The organism is Shewanella sp. KJ2020 (assembly GCF_024197625.1).
Lineage (GTDB): Bacteria > Pseudomonadota > Gammaproteobacteria > Enterobacterales > Shewanellaceae > Shewanella.
Genome location: NZ_JAKUKD010000015.1, coordinates 217,782 through 238,582, shown reverse-complemented (window position 1 = coordinate 238,582; position 20,801 = coordinate 217,782). Strand labels below are relative to the sequence as shown.

Below are 20,801 nucleotides of genomic sequence, written 5' to 3'. Positions count from 1 at the left end.
TTATTTATGTTGCTACCTTGTGTGTCTTTTCGTTTTTCGTTGTCGTAAATTTAGCCAATAAAGCGTGTTTTCCGCTTAAATACTGTTTTTGAGAGTCCTAATTAAAAAAAAATCACTCCATTAGCGATTGTTAACCTCATCGGTCTTGTGGAATCAGGGTGGCATTGATAAAGTTAGCTGATTTTTCTTTTCTTCTGACTCCACAGAATACAGGCTAGTTACATGTTCAAGAAGCTGCGTGGCATTTTTTCTAATGATCTATCGATCGATTTGGGTACAGCTAACACATTAATTTATGTTCGTGACGAAGGCATAGTCCTCAATGAGCCTTCTGTTGTTGCTATACGTGGTGAGCGTAATAGCTCTGGTCAGAAATCTGTTGCCGCAGTCGGCACAGAAGCCAAACAAATGCTAGGGCGAACACCCGGCAATATTCAAGCTATCCGCCCAATGAAAGACGGTGTGATTGCTGACTTTTATGTGACTGAAAAAATGCTGCAGCACTTTATCAAACAAGTGCACAACAATAGCTTTTTTCGCCCAAGCCCACGGGTTTTAGTCTGTGTTCCTGTTGGTGCGACACAGGTTGAGCGTCGTGCCATTCGTGAGTCAGCCATGGGCGCGGGTGCCCGTGAAGTGTATTTAATTGAAGAACCAATGGCCGCGGCGATTGGTGCAGGTTTACCTGTTTCTGAAGCGACGGGTTCTATGGTGGTCGATATCGGTGGTGGTACCACTGAAGTCGCGATTATCTCCCTGAACGGTGTGGTGTATTCATCTTCCGTGCGCATCGGTGGTGATAAGTTTGATGATGCTATTATCAACTATGTTCGCCGTAACTATGGCAGCTTAATTGGTGAAGCCACAGCTGAGCGCATTAAACATACTATCGGCACCGCATACCCAGGTGATGAAGTATTAGAAATCGAAGTCCGTGGTCGTAACTTGGCCGAAGGCGTACCCCGTAGCTTTACCTTAAACAGCAATGAGATTTTAGAAGCGCTGCAAGAGCCGTTATCGGGCATCGTTAGTGCGGTTATGGTGGCATTAGAGCAATCACCACCGGAATTAGCCTCTGATATTTCTGAGCGCGGCATGGTATTAACTGGCGGCGGCGCCTTACTGCGCGATTTAGACCGTTTATTAATGCAAGAAACCGGTATTCCGGTCATGGTGGCGGACGATCCTCTGACCTGCGTAGCCCGCGGCGGTGGTAAAGCCCTCGAAATGATTGATATGCACGGCGGCGATCTGTTCTCCGAAGAAACCTAATCTAACTTCGGTATAGGGCGGTTAATCACCGCCTTAGCTTTCCTATGAAGCCAATTTTTGTTCGTGGTATTTCGAACCAATTCCGTTTAACACTGGCAATTATTTTGTCGGTGATCTTGCTCGTTGCTAATCACCGCCTCGATCCTGCCCGTGAATCCCTATCATCAGCCCTAAGCCCCATTCAGTATCTCGCCAGTCTTCCCGGCGTTATGCTCGACTGGTCGTCTGAGAGTTTTGCGACCCGTAATATGCTAGCGTTGCAAAATAAAGAGCTGTTAAGACAACAGTTATTAATGAGTGAGCGCCTGCAGCGTTTCGAACACCTGCGTCAAGAAAACGAGCGTTTGCGCGCCTTACTGGGATCGCCAGCCTATCAGGACTCTCGCAAGATGGTGGCCGAGGTGATGGAGGTGGCCAGTGATCCTTCCCATCACTATGTGGTATTGAACCGCGGTTCTCGCAGTGGTGTTTTTGTGGGGCAGCCCGTGGTGGATGCACAGGGGGTGGTTGGGCAAGTTGTGCAGGTCAGTGAGATGACTAGCCGTGTATTATTGCTCTCCGATGTGTCCCATGGCTTACCCGTGCGCATTACCCGTAACGATGTGCGTTTAGTTGCCAATGGTGCGGGTGAACCCGATGAGATTGAGTTGCGTCATGTGGCTAAGAGTACCGATATTCGAGTCGGCGATCTGTTAGTGACCTCTGGCCTTGGTAATCGCTTCCCTGAAGGTTATCCCGTCGCTCGAGTAATGGATGTGCAGACCGAAGATGGACAGAGTTATGCCAGGGTGACGGCCCAACCTTTAGCCGCCCTCGACCGTATTCGTTATCTATTGTTGATTTGGCCATCACCTGACTCGGGGGTGACTTTGCCGCATCAAGTGCCTGTGCCTGCGGCGGATCATCCGCCTGAAGAGGCTAAGCCGGAACCCAATACGCCGACTGTTACCCCAAGCTCCCAAGGTGCGGCGAACACTGCGCAGGGCGCTGTAACCAATACGAATGGCGGCACTAATGTGAATGGTGCAAATGCTGCAACGGGCGCTGCGACCACTCCACCGCCAGCAGAGGTGCATTAATGAGTTTACAAGCCGCCAATGGTCGACTCATTGTTTGGGTGACCCTATTTATCGGGCTATTGAGCCAGATCATGCCTCTTCCTTCGATTGTCGAGGCTTGGCGTCCCGATTGGTTATTGATGGTCATTATTTATTGGTCTATCGCTTTACCCCACAGATACAACATACTGACAGCTTGGGTGCTAGGGCTCGCATTGGATATTTTGCTTGGCGCGACCTTAGGGGTGCGTTCCCTTGCGATGTCGCTCGTGATCTACATTGCGATTTTGCATTGTCAGCGCCTGCGAAACTTTCCTAAGTGGCAACAGTCACTGGTGGTGATGTTGTTGATTTGTATTTATCACTTAGTCGTCTACTGGGTTGAATTTGTGATGGATGGCGCTGTATTTCATACGGATCTCTTCCTACCCGCGATTTCTGGTTTAGTGATTTGGCCTTGGATTTTTTGGATTTTACGTCGGGTTCGACGTCATTATAAGGTTCGTTAACGGTGAATTTAGTTTTAGCTTCAACGTCTCCCCGCCGTAAAGAATTGCTGGCCAATATTGCTTTGGGACGCGCTGATTTTAGTTTTGCTCAAGTGGCTCCCGACATTGATGAAACTCCACTCGAAGGTGAAACGCCACGGGATTATGTGCAACGTCTCGCCGCCGAAAAAGCCCAGGCTGGGCGCGCATTATGTCATGGTATGTCACAGCCAGCTGTATTAGGTTCTGATACTATCGTAGTGCTTGAAAACGAGATTTTAGGTAAGCCTATCGATGAAGCCGATGCAAAACGTGTACTGAGTGCATTATCGGGTAAGACACACACAGTGATGACCGCGGTTGCTTTGGCCTGCGGCGAGCAGACCCAAGTGCGATTAGTCGAGACCCAAGTGCGTTTTTGTACTTTAACCGATGCGGATATCGAGGCTTATGTCGCCTCGAAGGAGCCCATGGATAAGGCCGGCAGTTATGGCATTCAGGGGTTAGGGGGTTGTTTTGTCGAAGCTATTGAAGGCAGCTATTCCTGCGTTGTAGGTTTACCTTTGGTCGAAACCCGCGAATTGTTGGCCAATGCTGGGTTAGTGTAACTTTGAGCATTGCAGTTGCCTAAAAATGCGTATATCGGTTTTCATGCTTAGAGAATGTACTGTTTCGATTAATTAATTTAATTTCCCGAATGGGGTGAGTCGTGAATACCAGTCGCTTAAATCCACATAAAATACAGCGCAAGATGGGTTCAGAATTACTGATCAACGTAACCCCATCCGAGGCACGCGTGGCGCTAGTCGAACACGGTGTGCTGCAAGAAGTGCATATTGAACGCCGCATGAAGCGGGGGTTAGTCGGCAATATTTACAAAGGTAAAATCAGCCGTGTGTTGCCCGGGATGCAAGCCGCCTTTGTGGATATAGGCTTAGATAAAGCCGCTTTTTTACATGCCTCCGACATAGTGCCGCATACCGAATGCGTTGCCGATGTGGAGAAGGGCCATTTTGTTGTCCGTGATATCGCCGAGCTTGTGCGTCAGGGGCAAGATATTATGGTGCAAGTGGTGAAAGATCCGCTGGGCACTAAAGGTGCCCGCCTGACGACGGATATCACCTTGCCTTCCCGTTACTTAGTCTTTATGCCCGGCTCCAGCCATGTGGGCGTTTCCCAGCGTATCGAGCTTGAAGAAGAGCGCAGCCGCCTCAAGAAAATCACTTTGCCCTATGTGGATGAAGATGGTGGCTTTATTATTCGCACCGCCGCCGAAGGTGTCGGGGAAGATGAACTTGCCCAGGACGCGGCTTTTTTGCGTCGAGTCTGGTCCAAGGTGAGTGAGCGGCGTCAGCGCCGTGGCGTGGCACTCTTATACCAAGATTTAGCGCTACCAGTGCGGATTATACGTGATTTTGTTGGTACTGAGCTCGATCGGATCCAAGTGGATTCGCGCCGCACCTTTGCCGAGTTACAATCCTTCGCCCAAGAATTTATGCCGGAAATTGCCGAGAAAATTGAGCACTATTCCGGGCCAGCGCCTATTTTCGATCTCTACGATGTCGAGAATGAAATCCAACGTGCCCTTGGGCGCAAGGTTGAGCTGAAATCAGGCGGTTATCTGATTATCGATCAGACCGAAGCCATGACCACGGTCGATATCAATACCGGCGCCTTTGTCGGCCACCGCAATCTTGAAGAAACCATCTTTAATACCAACCTTGAGGCGACTCAGGCCATCGCGCGACAACTGCGCCTGCGTAATCTTGGTGGCATCATCATAATCGATTTTATTGATATGCAGAGTGATGACCACAAGGCTCGTGTACTCAATAGCTTAAATAGCGCCTTAGCCAAGGATAGGGTGAAAACTAATGTGAGCGGTTTCTCGGGCTTAGGCCTAGTCGAAATGACCCGTAAACGCACCCGTGAGAGCTTAGAGCATGTGGTGTGTGGCGAGTGCCCTGCCTGCCAAGGCACGGGCAGCATGAAGACGGTTGAGACTGTGTCCTATGAAATATTCCGTGAAATTATTCGCTTAAATCGTGCATACGATGCCGATGAGTTCTTACTCTATTGCTCGCCCGCCGTGTACCACAGCTTAAGCGGCGATGAGAGTCATTTAGTGGCCGAACTCGAGGTTTACATGGGTAAGCGCATTCGTTTGCAGAACGAACCCATGTATTCCCAGCATAAATACGATGTGGTGATGATGTAGTGGCAACGCTTTTTACCGCTAAAAAACTGAGCCGCTTCTGCTGGCAGCTGCTAGCGATATTTTTAGTTCTGTGTGCGCTCGCCGTTAGCCTGATCCGCGGATTATTGCCTCAGGTTGATGAGGTGCGCCAACGGCTCGTCGATTATGTCAAAAGCGAATATCAAATCGAGGTACGAGTCGAGGAGTTATCCGCCCAGTGGCAAGCCTTTGGGCCTGCGGTGAATATCGATCATCTGATCATCCCGCCCCAGGACAAGTTACCTGTCACTGTGATAGTCAAAAATGTCCAAATCAAACTCGATTTTTGGCAATCCGTATTGGCGCGCAGCCCAAGGATTGAAGATGTGAATTTTGACGGGGTGAGTGTCGCCCTCGATATGGATAAATTAACCGATACCACGCCCAATAGCGTCCCCAGCGAAGCCGCGCAAATCGACTGGCTCTACAAATTACTCCTAAAACAACTCGACCGTTTTTCCCTGAGTAATGCCACTGTGCAGCTGTTAAGTCAGCAGCATGAATATCGTCCCATCCATATTCGGCGTTTAAATTGGCACAATAGTGGTGAGCGCCATCGCGGTGCCGGTGAGATTTACCTCGATAATAATGCCTCCGATAATGAGTCCCTTGGCCTGCAATTGGATATTAAGGGGGACGGCGCGGCGCCGGACACCTTAAGCGGGCAAATTTACCTTGTCGCCCAATCCTTAGATTTAGGCGAATGGGCATCGCGCCAGCAAAATCCCTACAATCCTAAACAAAAGTTACCCTTAGAAGGGGTGGTGAACCTTAAGGCATGGTTTGATTTTGCCCATCGCAGTTTAAGCTCAGGTGTGGTGCAGTTTGAACCTAGCTGGTTACAGTGGTCTATGGAGGATAAGCCGCAGAAATTTGAGATCCAATCGGGCAGTATTGCCTGGGTACCCGAACCTAAAGGCTGGAAGCTAATTAGCTCGGATCTGGATTTTATCACCAATGGTGAGCATTGGCCTGCGTTAAAACTCGGTCTAAAACAGCAAGACAAAGCGTTATTTGGCTATATTAATCGGCTCGATGTGCAGACGTTCTTGCCACTTTTGCCTCTAGTTCCGGGTGTCGATTTGGCCACCCTCAAACAGTGGTCTCATCTATCGCCTGAGGGCAGTATTGGCCCGATCCGTTTATACCAAGATGAGCAACAACCTTTGCTCGCCAGCGCGGATATTCAGCAACTCCATTGGCAAAAACGTGACGGCATCCCTAATACCAGCCCCTTGGATATTCACTTAGCTTGGCAGGATAATACCTTAATCTTTTCATTGCCTAAGCAAGCCTACACCGTAGATTTCGGTGATGAGTTTAATGCGCCGTTAAGCTTCAATAGTGGCCAATTAATCGGCCTATTTGATACCGAGCAGTCAAGCCTTAGCCTGCCTAAGGTGCAGTTTGACAACCCAGATATAGGTATCGATGCGGCCTTGAAATTGGATTTCAGTGCGACCATGTCGATGTCACTGGCCGCCAATGTGGCGGTGAAAAACGCCGCCAATGCCGACAGGTATTTCCCCGTTAAGGCAATGGGGAGCGCCTTAGCCGAATATCTCGATGGGGCGATCAAGGCGGGGCAAAGCCAGAATGCGCAGGTACTATGGCAGGGACCGCTGGCAAATTTCCCCTTCGATGACAACACTGGGGTGTTTCAGGCCGCTTTTACCCTCACAGATGCCGAATATCTGTTTCAACCCGATTGGCCGGCCGTGACTGACTTATCCCTCGATGCGCTATTTGAGAATGCTCGCATGGATATTTGGGTCAATCAGGGCAAGTTAATGGATGTGGTCGCCGATGGCGCACATGTATTTATTCCCGAGTTGGGTGAGCACTCGCTATTGAAAATCCAGGCGGAACTCGCTACCCAAGGCCCCGCCGCGACTCAAGTGCTGCAGGCATCGCCCCTGGCTGATTCTATCGGTAACACCCTAAAGTTAGTGCAAGTTAAAGGCGCCGTGAGTGGCAATTTAGATATCAGTATTCCCCTCTATGAGGGTGAAGAGGAAGATATTCGCGGCCAAATTGGTTTTGAGAATACCCCTGTTTATATTGCAGAGCCCGGCATTGCGCTTGCGGGTGTGACGGGGACGGTACAATTTGCCAATGACAAACTTGAGGGTAAAGGCATTAAGGCCAAACTCTTCGAACAGCCCTTAGAACTCAGTTTTAATACTCAGCCTGTGGGTAAAGATTATGGCCTGAATGTGAAGCTGAAAAGCCGCTGGGATCTAAACCGTTTACCCGCCGCGCTTCATAATCCACTGAGCGGCTTCTACCAAGGTAAATTCGCATGGAATGGCACTCTAAATATGCTGTTCAATGACCAAGGTTATCAGATAGAGGCCAAGGTTGCTTCGGACCTAGTGGGCACCTCTTTAACATTACCGGGCGCTTTTGCTAAACCTATCGATGAGCCTCGGCCGCTCTTGGCCGAGTTTATTGGCGACCAACAAAGCACCACGTTGACGGTTAGGCTCGATAAACAGGCTGAGTTTGTGGGCGGTTTTGAGGCCAATACGGGCGCCCGTTTTAGTTATTTTGATCTACTGCTCGGGCGGTTATTTGCTGAAGATGAGGCCCGTATTGCCGAGCTTGGGCATATCCAAATTGATGTGACCAGTGGCAAATTAGCCAATTGGTTACCCGTGATTAACGCCTTCGTTGCTGAGGATACTCAGCCTAAAAGCTTAGGGATCTTAACCGATAACGCCCCTTCGCAGAATCTATTCCCACCCGTGGTGGGGATAGATGCCAATATCGGCAAATTTGATTTATTGGGCCAAGGTCTGACTGGGCTGGTATTGCGCGCTAAACCTAATGATACGGGCTGGCGCTTTAATGCCAGTGCCAGTGAGTTTGAAGGTTGGGTCGATTTTTATCCTAATTGGAAGACCCAAGGGCTTAAGGTCGTGGCGAGTAAGTTTTACTTTGCCCCTGAGGTTAAAAAAGAGGGAGAGGCGGATTTTGGTGCGGACCAAGTCCTAACGAATTTGCCGCCGGTAGCGGTGAATGTGGAGGATTTTCGCTTTTTCGATAAGCCCTTTGGTCAGTTAGTGTTACAGGCTGGCCCACAGGCGTCAGGTTATCGGATCCAAACTTTATCTTTAAGTACCAAGGATGTGAACTTGCAAGGGGCTGGCATTTGGCGGCAGCAGGATGGACATAACAACACAGATCTGAGCCTGACGTTAAATGCCACTCAGTTTAATCATCTAACCCATCAATTGGGGATAGATCCTGGCGTTAATGAGGCGCCGCTTGAGGTTAAGGCCGATCTCTCCTGGCAGGGCGCGCCCTATGCTTTCTCCCTCGAAACCTTAAATGGCAAAGTGCAGTTTGCATTGGGGAAAGGCCATTTATCCCAAGTGAGTGATAAGGGCGCGCGGATTTTCTCCCTCTTTAGCTTAGATTCCCTCGTGCGTAAGTTATCCCTCGATTTCAGTGATGTGTTTGGCCAGGGAATGTATTTCAACTCCTTTGGCGGTAATCTACAGATTGACAATGGGGTAGTGAAAACCACAGATACTGAAATGGATGCAATCGCGGGTAATATGAAAGTGCGTGGCTATACGGATCTCACCACTGAAAGTTTAAATTACGATATCCGCTTTGTGCCGCAGTTGGCATCTAGTGTGCCGACCGTTGTGCTGCTCAGTACCAGTGCTTGGACCTTGGGCCTAGGGGCGTTTGCGCTAACCAAAGTGCTTGAGCCTGTGATCGAGGTGATCTCCGAAATTCGCTTTAGGGTCACGGGCACTATGGCCGATCCCGTGGTTGAGGAACTCGAGCGCAAGAGTAAAGAGATTGAAATTCCAGAGTCTATACTGCCAATGCTCGAGCCGCCTAAGGTTGAGCCCGCCGTCACTGAACCCGCCGTCGAACCCATAAAGCAACTTCAGGGAGATAACCATGCACATCAGCCTGTTGCAATGTCAGAGCAGTCGCGACGTCAGCGCCAATCTGCTGTTTATCGAATCGCAGCTTAAGGATCTAAAGCGGGATGCCGATACGCCGCATTTAGTCGTGTTGCCCGAGTGCAGCCTGCTGTTTGGTGGCCATGAAAGCGCGCAACTTGCCTATGCGGGCGATAGCGATCAAGGCCCACTCAAATTGGCGCTAAGTTCATTGGCCGCTCAGTACCAAGTCTTTATGGTTGCGGGCACTATTCCGGCCCTCGCCGAGGATGGCCGTGTGTATAGTCGTTGTTATCTGTTTGATGATAAAGGTGATACCTTAGGGTATTACGATAAATTGCACCTTTTTGATGTGGATGTGGCCGATGGCACTAAGCAGTACCGCGAAAGCGAAACCTTTTGCCCCGGCGATCACATTAGTGTTATAGACACACCTTTTGGCAAAATTGGCCTGACCGTCTGTTATGATTTACGCTTTCCCGACCTCTTTAGGGCGATGCGCCTCGCGGGGGCCGAAATCATTACCGTTCCCTCGGCATTCACTAAAGTGACGGGGGAAGCCCATTGGCAGGTGTTATTACAGGCAAGGGCCATTGAAACCCAATGCATTATTTTAGCCGCTGCCCAATGGGGACAGCATAATGAAGGCAGCCGGGAAACCTGGGGGCAGAGCATGGTTGTTGGTCCTTGGGGAAATATTATCGCCCAGCGCCAAACGGGAACCGGTTGGGTACATGCAGAGGTTGATTTAGCCGAGGTGCACAGCATTCGCAGTAAAATGCCCGTTATGCAGCATAATCGTTTTATCGCACCCGCTTTAAAATCCAGCAGCTGAAAGCACAACGGATAGAAAGCAGTTTCATTATTGATTTTAAAATAATTAGTACAGCCAGTCGGCTTAGTTTTTATACTCAGCATAGTAAGATCCCTTGGGATCAGAGAGAGCATCGATGCCATTTTTAGCACAAGTAGAGCAGAGTTTATTGAAGGGTGGGTTAGCGTTAGACGGCCTACAAACCTATTTAAACATCATACATCAGCACAAAATCGATTTTTCCGATCTCTATTTCCAAGGCAGTCGCCATGAATCTTGGGTGCTGGAAGATGGCATTATCAAAGATGGCAGCTTCCATATTGAGCGTGGTGTGGGCGTGCGTGCCATCAGTGGTGAAAAAACCGGTTTTGCCTATGCCGACGATATCACTCCCGCCGCGTTGAGTGCAGCGGCCGAAGCGGCCCGTGGCATTGCTGGTGCGGGTGAGCAGGCCAAGGTTCAGGCTTTCAAACGTCAACAAGCCTTGGCGCTGTACGATAGTCTCGACCCTATCGCCGCCATGGAAGAAGTCAAAAAAATCAATCTGCTGAAGGAGGCCGATGCTTTTATTCGCAGCTTAGATAGCCGTATTATCCAAGTGGTGGTTAGCCTGGCTGGCGTGCATGAAGAAATCCTGGTTGCCGCCAGTGACGGCACTTTGGCCGCCGATATTCGCCCGCTAGTGCGGTTTAACTGCAGCGTGATCCTAGAGGAAAACGGTAAACGTGAACGCGGCGGTGCCGGTGGCGGTGGCCGCCATGATTACAGCGTATTAATGGCCAGTGATGACACGGGTTTACCTATGTGCTTCGCCTTTGCCCGTGAAGCCGTACGCCAGGCGCAGGTCAACCTGAATGCCATTGATGCGCCCGCGGGTGAGATGCCAGTGGTCTTAGGTAATGGTTGGCCGGGCGTATTGTTACACGAAGCCGTTGGACATGGTTTGGAAGGGGATTTTAACCGTAAGGGCAGCAGTGCTTTTAGCGGCATGGTCGGCCAGCAAGTGGCCTCTAAGTTAGTGACTGTGGTGGACGATGGCACTTTGGCCAACCGCCGTGGCTCACTCAGCATAGATGATGAAGGGGTGCAAACCCAAAGAACTGTGCTGATCGAAGACGGTATTTTAAAGGGTTATATCCAAGATAAATTAAATGCGCGCCTGATGGGCGTTGCCCCTACGGGTAATGGTCGCCGTGAATCCTACGCCCACTTACCTATGCCACGTATGACTAATACCTATATGACGGCGGGGCAGTCGGATCCGAGTGAGATCATCAAGTCGGTGAAGAAGGGCATTTACGCACCTAACTTTGGCGGTGGCCAAGTCGATATTACCTCGGGCAAGTTTGTGTTCTCGGCATCAGAGGCCTATCTGATTGAAAATGGTGAGGTCACTCAAGCGATTAAGGGCGCAACCTTAATTGGTAACGGCCCAGAAGCCATGGGGCAGATTTCCATGGTTGGCAATGATATGGCGCTGGATAAAGGTGTCGGTGTGTGTGGTAAGGATGGCCAGAGTGTGCCCGTCGGTGTCGGCCAACCGACTCTGAAACTCGACAAGCTCACCGTGGGTGGCACGGCTTAACAGTTAGAATCTAGAGCGTAAGCACATAAAGCTGGATCCCCGCGGCGATAACTGATCCTGCGTTATTCTACCTCCTGCATCCATGCAGTCGTACGCGAGGATGACGGCTTAAGTGCTTCTTCGACTAGCTTCACGCCACACTTAAGGAGGCGAGTTCTAGCCGCTGTTCGCGATGAATGTTATCATTCGCAAAGGAAATTAGAGTAACTACTCTAGAGGTGTTAATGAAACTATCCCGTGTGGCATGGCTATGTTTATTGCCACTGCCTTGTCTATTGCCTTTGGCTGCCTCGGCGCAGCCCATCAGTTTCACCGACGCTTGGCAACAAGTGCTCAAGGTGAGCGACAAGTTGCAAGCCCAATCCCAGGAAGTCAACCGTGCCAAGGGGGAAGAAGCGGCGGGCGAAAGCTTAAATCTGCCTTCATTGAGCCTTAATGGCAGTTATACCCACCTCGAAAAACCGATCGAGTTAGATTTAAGGGATCTCAATCCCTTAGCCTCGGGTTCATTGCCATTACCTCCTGAATTAGGTGGCATACTGGCGAGTATTCCGGGTTCAATGTTTGTCACGCCTTTTACCGAGCAGGATATTTTTCGTGCCAGCCTACAGGCCATGTGGCCTATCTATACGGGCGGCCAGATCACCGCCGCCCAGGGCATACATGCGGCCATGGTGGCCGAGAAACAGCAAGAATTACAGCTCGCGACCCGTGACCTATTCACCCAGCTGGTGGACAGATACTACGCCGTTGACGTTACTAAGGCCCTAGTGAATACTCAAACAGAGCTTGTGGATTCCTTCACTAAACACCTTGACCATGCCCTCGCATTAGAGCGTGAAGGGCAAATTGCTAAGGTCGAGCGCCTTAATGCGCAGGTCGCCCTAGACAATGCTAAGGTCAATTTAGGTAGTGCTCGCCGGCAACATGAAATGGCGGTGATCGCCCTATCGCGCATGTTACAACAGAACGCCCAGCTGGAAACCCAGTCCTCATTATTCCTCTTGCCCCATGCGCCCTCTTTAGGGGATTTAACCCAAGTCACCCTTAGTCAGCATCCGGCGCTAAAGTTGCTGGAGTCAAAGGAAGCGCAGGCTAATGGATTGGTTTCATTAGAGAAAGGCAAATATCATCCCACAGTGTTCCTCTTTGGTAATTACATCCTGTACGAAGATGACAGCTTGTTTTCTAAGGTGGAGCCGGATTGGATGGTCGGTGTCGGCGTGAAAGTGCCCATCTTGAGCCGCGATGGCCGCAGCGGCAAAGTCGAAGCCGCTAAGAGTGCATTCTTGCAGGCCCGTTATACCAAAGCGCAAACCCGGCAAGACTTAAGTTTGTTGCTCGACCAAAGTTATCGCCAGTTATTGCAGGCCGAGGAAGAAGTGAAGGCGCTCGATACATCACTGGAATTGGCAACTGAAAACCTACGCCTTAGGGACATCGCCTTTAATCAAGGGCTTTCAACCTCCATCGACAGAGTCGATGCCGAACTAAAATTGAGCGCCGTGAAAACACAACAACTCGGTGCCAGTTATCGTTATGTGCAAGCCTACGCTAGATTAATGGCCATCAGTGGCCAATTAGATGAATTCATCGGTCGCACCACCGATAGTCGCTTAATGCAGGAGACAAACAATGCGCGCTAACCGAATGCTTGCCCTTGTGGCGTTAGTGGCATTAGGCCTTATCTTAGCCTACGGCCTCAAGCTGGCCTATAGTCCGCAGCCAAGCTTGATGCAGGGACAAATTGAGGCTCGAGAATATAATGTGTCATCTAAGGTGCCGGGGCGGGTCGAACAAGTATTAGTTCGCCGCGGCGATAGTGTGGCCGAAGGGGATTTGTTATTCGCGATTGAAAGCCCTGAACTTGATGCCAAATTGATGCAGGCCGAAGGTGGCCGTGATGCGGCTAAGGCTAAGCAATTAGAGGCAAATAATGGTGCCCGCAGCCAAGAAGTGATGGCCGCCAAGGAGCAATGGCTCAAAGCCCAAGCGGCGGCAACGCTGGCTAAAACCACCTATAACCGAGTTGAAAACCTGTTTAATGAAGGTGTGGCAGCAAGGCAAAAGCGTGATGAAGCCTTTACCCAATGGCAGGCGGCAAAGTACACAGAGCAAGCGGCACTGGCCATGTACCAAATGGCGCAGGAAGGGGCTCGTGCCGAGACTAAAGCCGCAGCCGCAGGCAATGCCCGTATGGCCGAGGGAGCCGTCAAAGAGGTCAGCGCTATTATGGCCGATACCCAAATGCGCGCCCCTAAGTCCGGTGAAGTCAGCGAAGTATTGTTGCAGGCGGGAGAGTTAGCGCCGAGTGGTTTTCCTGTGGTGAGCCTGATTGATATGCAGGATGCTTGGGCCGTGTTCCAAGTGCGTGAAGATCAGCTTAAACGCTTTAATAAAGGCGATAAAATTCAACTGAATATTCCTGCGCTCGGGCAGGATGTGGCATTCACTGTATCCCATATCAGCGTGATGGGGGATTTTGCGACATGGCGCTCTACCGAAAGTGGCCACGATTTTGATATGCGAACCTTCGAGGTGGAGCTGCGCCCCAGTGAGCCGATAGCAAACCTAAGGGTTGGTATGTCAGTACTATTACGTGGTGAGTAAAGGCCGTGACTGAACCTAAGCCTCAGGTCAACGCGGTAGACAGCATCAAAAATACGCCGCATAAGCTAAGCTTTATGGCGCTGCTTATCGCCTTGGTTCGCCGTGAACTGCACGCCCTCTGGCGCGATCCTTGGCAGTTGGCGTTGGTCAGTTATATTCCGCTGCTGAGCGTGCTATGTCTCTGGTGGTTGTTTAGTGCTGGGTTGCCAAGGCAACTGCCGGTGGCGATTGTCGATCAAGACCATAGCCAATTAAGCCGTATGCTGACCCGTCAGCTTAAGGCCAACCCGGTTACCGATCCGCAAAGTTTTACCGATCTTCCCTCGGCTGTCGCGGCCATGCAGCAGGCGCAGGTCTATGCCGTGGTGGTCTTTCCCCATGATATGAAAAAAGATTTGCTCACAGGCCACAGTCCCACTATTGATGTGCGTTACAATAGCCAGTTCCTGCTGGTGGGTAAATTGTTGTCGAGCCAAATTCAGTTGAGTCTAGGCGATGGATTGTTGCAGATCGCGGGTTTAAAGCAGCTCGCTAAGGGGATACCTAAGTCCCAGGTGGCGGTGAACTTAAGCCCAGTAAAAAGCCAAACCACAGCCTTATTTAATCGAAATAACAACTATATCGGCTTTTTAGTGCCGCCAGTATTGGTCGCACTCTGGCAGTTGTTATCTATGCTCGTGATGGCTAACAGCTTAAATCGCGAGTTACACCTTAATGCCGCGCAGCCAGAGGATGGGATCTCCAATCGATTGACCGAGCATTTTTGGCTTAAGGTGTTAGCTAAAATCCTGTTGTTTACGCCTATCTTGATGCTGCAAGGCGGATTTATCCTCACTTGGTTGTATCTGTATTTAGCTTTGCCTTTTGCTGGCAGTTTAGCACTGTTGCTATTTGCCCAGTTGATTATGCTGCTAGCGGTGTGGAGCCTAGTGTTATTTATCTTTGTGCTGATGCGCGATAGCGCGCGGGTCATCAGTTTTTGTACAGCCTTATTTGCCCCCGCTTTTGCTTTTATGGGGATCACTTTCCCCACCCATGAGATGCCACCATTAGCCCAGTGGTGGCGGCTGATTATGCCATCGAGCCATTATATTGAGTCCCACGTTAGCGTGGTGAGTTACGGCGTCACTTGGCCAACTGTGGCTGCTCAAATGAGCAGTTATTGGGGATTTATCTGCCTGCTGCCGTTGATTTACCTTTTGTCGCGTAAATTACTGCCTCTTACTGTGAGTGCTAATGGTGTGACGACAGTTGACTCGGACACCGCATTCGCTGTGAAGGGGCAATAGCATGAATTTATGGCAGTTAGTGCTGACAGAATTAAAGGCGATTGTGAGCGATAAAGCGATAGCAGTGACCTTATTTGGCGGCGTATTGTTTTATTCGATTTTGTACCCTTTACCCTATCTAAACCAAGTGCCAACCGAGCAACAGCTTATCGTGGTGGATTTAGACCATTCCTCCCTGAGTCGTCAACTTATTCGCCATGCGGATGCCAGCGCAAAGATCCAAGTGATAGGCCAAGTGGGCTCGATAACCGAGGCGAAGCGTTTTATCGAAACCGGTAAGGCCCATGGTTTATTGGTGATCCCCGAAGAATTTCGCCGCGATTTGCTGCTCGGTAAAGGCGTGACCTTAAGCTACGGCGGCGATGCCAGCTATTTCTTGATTTACTCCGCGGTGGCCGAAGGTTTGGTCAGCGCAGGAATGGATGCGGGTAAACAAGTACAGTTGATAGGCATGCTCGCCCAAGGTCAAAACCCTAAGTTGGCACAGGAAAGCTTAAACTCGCTTCACCTTAATAGCGTGCCCGCCTTTAACCCAAGTCTTGGATATACGCCCTATGTGGTGCCGGGGCTGTTTTTGCTGATCCTGCATCAAACCTTGCTGATTGGTACTGGGATTTTAGGGGCGGGACAATGGCGCCATAGGAGCTATTGGCAGCAGGTATCACCAGTGCAATTGCTCTGTGGTCGCATTTTTGCTTTTATGTTGATTTATACGGTTTTTACCAGCTTTTATATCGGTTATTGTTTTCACTGGTATAAGGTGAGTATTCAAGCGAGCCTTGGTTTAGTGGCGCTGTGGTTATTGCCTTTTTTATTGGCAAGCGCAGCGGCAGGGGTCGCCATGAGCACACTGTTTACCCGCCGCGATTTACCGACCCAAGTGTTGCTGTTGATTTCTATGCCGATCCTGTTCGTCTCTGGCTTTGTTTGGCCGATAGCACTGATCCCCGAACCTTTAGTATTGGGCTCGCAGTTTATTCCCGCGGTGCCAGCCATTATGGGCATGTTAGAACTCAATCAAATGGGCGCAAGTTGGGCGAGTGTGATGCCAAAATGGTTACAGCTGTGGGGGTTGTTTGTGCTGTTTTTTGGTCTTGCGATTTTAGGGATTAAACGTCGTGCGCGGGAATGGGAGTAGCTCTGTTCATCTTTCCTATTGCCGCATAGTCTCTGTATCTTAAATGAACTTTCTCTAGCTTTAAACATAGCCTTAATGGGATGGTTTATGCCTAGATAAGTCGTTTTTCACTTCTGATTGCGATGGCATTTATCCCTGTCTTCTCGCCCCAATGGGCTGGCTTTTTACGTATCTTTGCTCCCTTTACCGTATAGACGACACAGATAGGCAACTTAATGCCCTTATTGGGTTGTCTTCGACTCTGTTTTGGGCGAAAATGCGCGCCGAAAAAATAACCGGGGTATGCAGTATCCCGGTTATTTTCTTTTTGAGCGTATGGGTTTTAAACCAAATGAGGCCGGTAAACATCCGGAAATGATATGAGGTTCGTTTGAACCTACTTTACTGAGGACAATTCAATGGGGCTGTTGTTTACCGGATGTTCGGTAGTTGCCGTAAATCAATCTGTTGCGCTTGCAATTCCACCTGCTGCAAAAGGAGGTTGGATATGAGCCAACAAAATCCAGGCTTAAAGCAAAGCCTGAGTCTGTGGCAAGTGGTTGTGATGGGGTTAGCCTATCTCACGCCCATGGCCGTGTTTGACACCTTTGGTATTGTCTCCGAGATCACCTCAGGCCATGTGGCCACCTCTTACCTGCTCGCGTTAGCGGGGATCCTGTTTACCGCCTTTAGCTACGGTCACTTAGTGCGTAAATATCCCTATGCGGGCTCGGCCTATACCTATGCGCAAAAAACCTTTAGCCCGAATGTGGGCTTTATGGTGGGCTGGTCATCGCTGCTCGATTATATGTTTATGCCGATGATCAATATGCTGCTGGCAAAAATTTATCTTACGGCGATGTTCCCTAGCGTCGAGCCGTGGATCTTTATCTTCGGTTTAGTCGCTGTGATGACGCTACTCAACCTGAGGGGCATAGATTTAGTGGCTAATTTTAATGGCGTTATTGTGTTCGCCCAGATAGCCATTATCTTAGTGTTTATCGGTTTAATGGCCCACAGCCTGTCCCTTGGCGAAGGCGAAGGTGTGATTGCCAGTGTACGCCCATTCTATTCCGAAGAGATAACCCTGGCGCCACTATTTACTGGCGCGACTATTCTATGTTTCTCCTTCTTAGGTTTCGATGGCTTAAGTTCTTTGAGTGAAGAAACCAAGGACGCTAAGCGGGTGATCCCCCGCGCTATTGTGCTGACGGCGATGATTGGCGGCGTGATTTTTGTTAGCGTGTCCTATTTCTTGCAGCTGTTTTTCCCGGATATTTCTCGCTTCCAGCAGTTAGATGCTGTGCTGCCTGAGATTGCCCTGTATGTGGGCGGGAATTTATTCCAGTCGGTGGTGCTGGTGGCAACCACCATTGCGGTTTTGGCCTCGGGCATGGCGGCCCATGCGGGCGTGGCGCGTATTCTCTACGTGATGGGGCGCGACAATATGTTGCCCAATAAGGGCTTTGGTTATGTGCATCCTAAATGGCGCACACCGGCATTTAACGTGATTCTGGTGGGATTACTGGCGCTTTCGGCGGTGTCCTTCGATCTCGAAATGGCACTGGCGCTTGTCAATTTTGGTGCCTTAGTTGCCTTCACCTTTGTAAACCTGTCTGTGATAGTGCAGTTTTATATCAAAGAGAAACGCAACCAATCCTTGAAAGAGCACTTGCAGTATTTCGTCTTACCCTTGTGCGGCGCGGCGACTATTGGCTTACTGTGGCTTAACCTTGAACCTGAGTCCTTAGAGCTTGGTCTAATTTGGGCTGCAGTAGGGGTCTTGTATCTGGCGCTGCGAGGACTGCGGTTACGTAAGGCGGTAGAGTTACAGAATTAATCTATAAATTGAGCTAGAAAGTAAAAGACCCGCATTTGCGGGTCTTTTGGTTTTTACAGTGTCGGCACGGTAAAGCTGAGGGAGGTCTTAACTTGCTTGGGAGTAGTGGTCACTATGCTGACTTGACTTCCCGCAGAGGCGGTGAAACTGAGTGGTGTGCCTAAGCCATTCTTCCCGGTGAGAGTATTGGCTACCTCAATGATATCTGGCGCACCGTTACAATCGACGCAGAGCTCGATTTTGGTCTTAGCAGGCATAATTTGCTTGGCACTGTCATGTACAAACACCACAAACTCAGACTCGGCACCTGCGGCAACGGGTTTAATATCATTAACGCCCGCAAGTAACACACCGTCCTGCTGCACACTGATATAGGCCTGCGAGCCTGATATACTCATTACTAACGCCTTGCGGATATAGGTTTTATTGGCTTGGCCTGTGCCACAGAGGCTACCCTGACATTGAGGGCCGTTAAACTTACCATCGGCGGTGGGATAGGTTCCGCGGCCAAGGTTATCGAAATAGCGCTCACCACTGTCATAGGCAAAGTTTTCGTTGTCATCACGGAACGCCGTTGGTAAGTCGCTAAAACCGCTACTGTGGAAGGTTTCGACATCCATACCATTACCGCTACAGTTGCCGGCTACCCCATTGAATAAACAGGCGTTAGTGATAGCGCCACCATCGGCACTATCAAACTGATTGTTGCCGTTAGTGTCGAAGAAGGTTTCGTGACCCAAGGCGTAGGCCAAGATGGTAATACGATGATCTTGAGGACGATGAGCGCTTGAAGTCCAGGTTACGCTACAGGCGCCATTTTGAGTCAGGCAGCTTGGGGCGATTTGTCCACCTTCGGTGGTAAAGTTAACGGTTGTGTCGTTGGGCGCTGGGTTACCAAAGCTGTCAGACAGTCTGGCGGTAATAGTCGCAGTTTCACCATCATGATCGCCTGCTTCTGGATTGAATACTGTCGTTGATAGACTAAATCCCAGCTGTTGCGGTAGACCAGTATTTACAGTTAATTGCTCAGATTGGCTAGTGATCACTTCCTTGGTGTCGGTATCTATGGCGCTTGCGACCACGCGCACCGGTGTCGGTACTGTGCCGGATAACACGCGCACACTGGCGATACCTTGGGAGTTGGTTAGGCTTTGCGCATTCGCTGTGCCATTGGCAAAACTTAAACCACCGACAACCGTATCTAAGGTAAAACTGACTTCTTGCTGCGCCGCGGGTTGACCATTGGCGCTGGTGACTTTAAAGCTGACTAAAGAGGATTCGCTTGAACCTGTACCGCCCGCACCTTTAATACGAATTTGTGCTGGTTCTGCCGATTCAAAACTTAAGCTAGCAAGTGTTTGGCGTTGCAGGGTAAAAGGCAGGCTAGCCGTTAAGGTTTGATTGCCCGCAACTGTGGTGGCGATGATCTGGTCGTTACGCTCGCTATTGCCGCTGCAACTTGTGTCTTGGAAGGTCGAGCTGGCATTACCCGATAACGTAGTGACAGGCGTATCGAGTGTCGCACTATTGCTGCTGGTACAATCTGAGCTAAAGCTGATGGAAGAGGGCGTTTGCACCCGGGTAATAGTGCCGTCATTGGCCTCTAGCACTAAACTTGCAGTCACTCCAAAGCTGCCACCTGCGCTGATTTTATATGCGCCATTGGCATCGGCGGTTAAGGTGCTCGCCAATTTACCCTCGGTAAAGACTGTGCCATTGAATGAACCTAATTTCAGCGTTCCTTCTTGGTTGACGGCATCTTTGCTGAGCACTTCATACAGACTGCTGTTTTGCAGCGATTTCCCCTGATAATCCACTGTTACTGTTAGGGTATTTGCCCCTAATTCAGTTGCACTTGGCGTATAAGGCACCTGGGCAATACCTTGAGGGTCGGTCAACGCACTTGCAGGGTTGAGTACTGCAGAGCCGGCGCTGAACGTCACTTTCGCGCCTTCGATACCTTTGCTTTCGCTATCGAGCAATATGGCTTGTAGTTGCACCGACTCATCGACTTTAAAGCGAGTGACTAAGGTTGAACTGCTTAAAATGCTGGCGCTGAGTTTAGGGGGGGGCGGAGAGGTGCTATCTCCTGCGCTTAAAAACTCAAAATAGCGGCTAGCGGTGAGTGCGATTGTGGAATCTTTTGGGGTTGTCGTTGCAGTAATTGTCCCTGCATTGACAAGTAAATCAGGATTACTAACGACAATAATGGCTTCACCGTTATTGTTTGTTAGTTTGCTACTAGGTGTTAATACACCAAGGTCTGTCGTAAAGTCGACTTTCTGATTACTGACTGCGGCTGAGCCTTTTTCTAACTTCGCGACTGCGCAAAAACCTGTGTCTTTAGGGAAATTTTGGTGCGAAGTAAAACTGCCGCATTCAGAACCCGATAGGGTCTTAAAGTCGATAGACAGTTTATAGATGCCGTCAGTAGCATCTGTCCCACCGTTATCTTCATCGGCGGCGCCATTACAACCACTGAGCGCGATAGCGCCCAGTAATGCCCAAGAAAATACCGCTAACGTTTTGCTTAGTCGCATAAGCAACATCCTTGTGGGGCTGAAGT

Annotated in this window: 14 protein-coding genes; 13 read left to right on the top strand and 1 reads right to left on the bottom strand. The window is 50.0% G+C overall.

What is annotated here, in order from left to right; all coding sequences use genetic code 11:
• Positions 1–222 precede the first annotated feature (222 nt).
• The 13 genes from MJO46_RS10065 to MJO46_RS10005 all read left to right on the top strand — a co-directional run bounded on the left by MJO46_RS10065 (position 223) and on the right by MJO46_RS10005 (position 18,235).
• Positions 223–1,272 carry a rod shape-determining protein gene (locus MJO46_RS10065; protein WP_007651015.1) on the top strand — a complete coding sequence of 350 codons (1,050 nt, stop codon included), beginning with the start codon at positions 223–225 and terminating at the stop codon, positions 1,270–1,272.
• Positions 1,273–1,316: 44 nt separating this feature from the next.
• Positions 1,317–2,351, top strand: a complete 1,035-nt coding sequence (mreC, locus tag MJO46_RS10060; RefSeq protein WP_253989187.1) for a rod shape-determining protein MreC — start codon at positions 1,317–1,319, stop codon at positions 2,349–2,351.
• Positions 2,351–2,839, top strand: coding sequence for a rod shape-determining protein MreD (gene mreD, locus MJO46_RS10055; RefSeq protein WP_253989186.1), 489 nt, complete (start codon positions 2,351–2,353; stop codon positions 2,837–2,839). The genes mreC and mreD overlap by 1 nt, the downstream gene beginning before the upstream one ends.
• 2 nt (positions 2,840–2,841) lie before the next feature.
• Positions 2,842–3,426 carry a nucleoside triphosphate pyrophosphatase gene (locus MJO46_RS10050; protein ID WP_253989185.1) on the top strand — a complete coding sequence of 195 codons (585 nt, stop codon included), beginning with the start codon at positions 2,842–2,844 and terminating at the stop codon, positions 3,424–3,426.
• Positions 3,427–3,569: 143 nt separating this feature from the next.
• Positions 3,570–5,036, top strand: a complete 1,467-nt coding sequence (rng, locus tag MJO46_RS10045) for a ribonuclease G (protein WP_253989292.1) — start codon at positions 3,570–3,572, stop codon at positions 5,034–5,036.
• Positions 5,036–9,052 (top strand): YhdP family protein, encoded by a 4,017-nt coding sequence (locus tag MJO46_RS10040; protein ID WP_253989184.1) that lies wholly within the window; start codon positions 5,036–5,038, stop codon positions 9,050–9,052. The genes rng and MJO46_RS10040 overlap by 1 nt, the downstream gene beginning before the upstream one ends.
• Positions 8,976–9,815 (top strand): carbon-nitrogen hydrolase family protein, encoded by an 840-nt coding sequence (locus MJO46_RS10035; RefSeq protein ID WP_253989183.1) that lies wholly within the window; start codon positions 8,976–8,978, stop codon positions 9,813–9,815. The genes MJO46_RS10040 and MJO46_RS10035 overlap by 77 nt, the downstream gene beginning before the upstream one ends.
• Positions 9,816–9,930: 115 nt before the next feature.
• On the top strand, positions 9,931–11,379 hold the full coding sequence (tldD, locus tag MJO46_RS10030) for a metalloprotease TldD (RefSeq protein WP_253989182.1): 1,449 nt from the start codon (positions 9,931–9,933) through the stop codon (positions 11,377–11,379).
• 224 nt (positions 11,380–11,603) lie between these two features.
• Positions 11,604–13,025 carry a TolC family protein gene (locus MJO46_RS10025; protein WP_253989181.1) on the top strand — a complete coding sequence of 474 codons (1,422 nt, stop codon included), beginning with the start codon at positions 11,604–11,606 and terminating at the stop codon, positions 13,023–13,025.
• A complete protein-coding gene (locus tag MJO46_RS10020) occupies positions 13,015–13,989 on the top strand; it encodes an HlyD family secretion protein (RefSeq protein ID WP_253989180.1) in 975 nt (324 codons plus the stop codon). The genes MJO46_RS10025 and MJO46_RS10020 overlap by 11 nt, the downstream gene beginning before the upstream one ends.
• 74 nt (positions 13,990–14,063) lie before the next feature.
• Positions 14,064–15,278 carry an ABC transporter permease gene (locus MJO46_RS10015; RefSeq protein WP_253989291.1) on the top strand — a complete coding sequence of 405 codons (1,215 nt, stop codon included), beginning with the start codon at positions 14,064–14,066 and terminating at the stop codon, positions 15,276–15,278.
• A 1-nt stretch (position 15,279) separates the two neighbouring features.
• Positions 15,280–16,416 (top strand): ABC transporter permease, encoded by a 1,137-nt coding sequence (locus tag MJO46_RS10010; protein WP_253989179.1) that lies wholly within the window; start codon positions 15,280–15,282, stop codon positions 16,414–16,416.
• A 487-nt stretch (positions 16,417–16,903) separates the two neighbouring features.
• Positions 16,904–18,235, top strand: a complete 1,332-nt coding sequence (locus MJO46_RS10005; protein WP_253989178.1) for an APC family permease — start codon at positions 16,904–16,906, stop codon at positions 18,233–18,235.
• 53 nt (positions 18,236–18,288) lie between these two features.
• Here the strand turns inward: MJO46_RS10005 and MJO46_RS10000 are convergent, their stop codons facing one another.
• The gene (locus MJO46_RS10000; RefSeq protein ID WP_253989177.1) at positions 18,289–20,775 is read right to left on the bottom strand and encodes an Ig-like domain-containing protein; all 2,487 of its coding nucleotides are present in this window, start codon (positions 20,773–20,775) and stop codon (positions 18,289–18,291) included.
• Between the last annotated feature and the right edge of the window lie 26 nt (positions 20,776–20,801).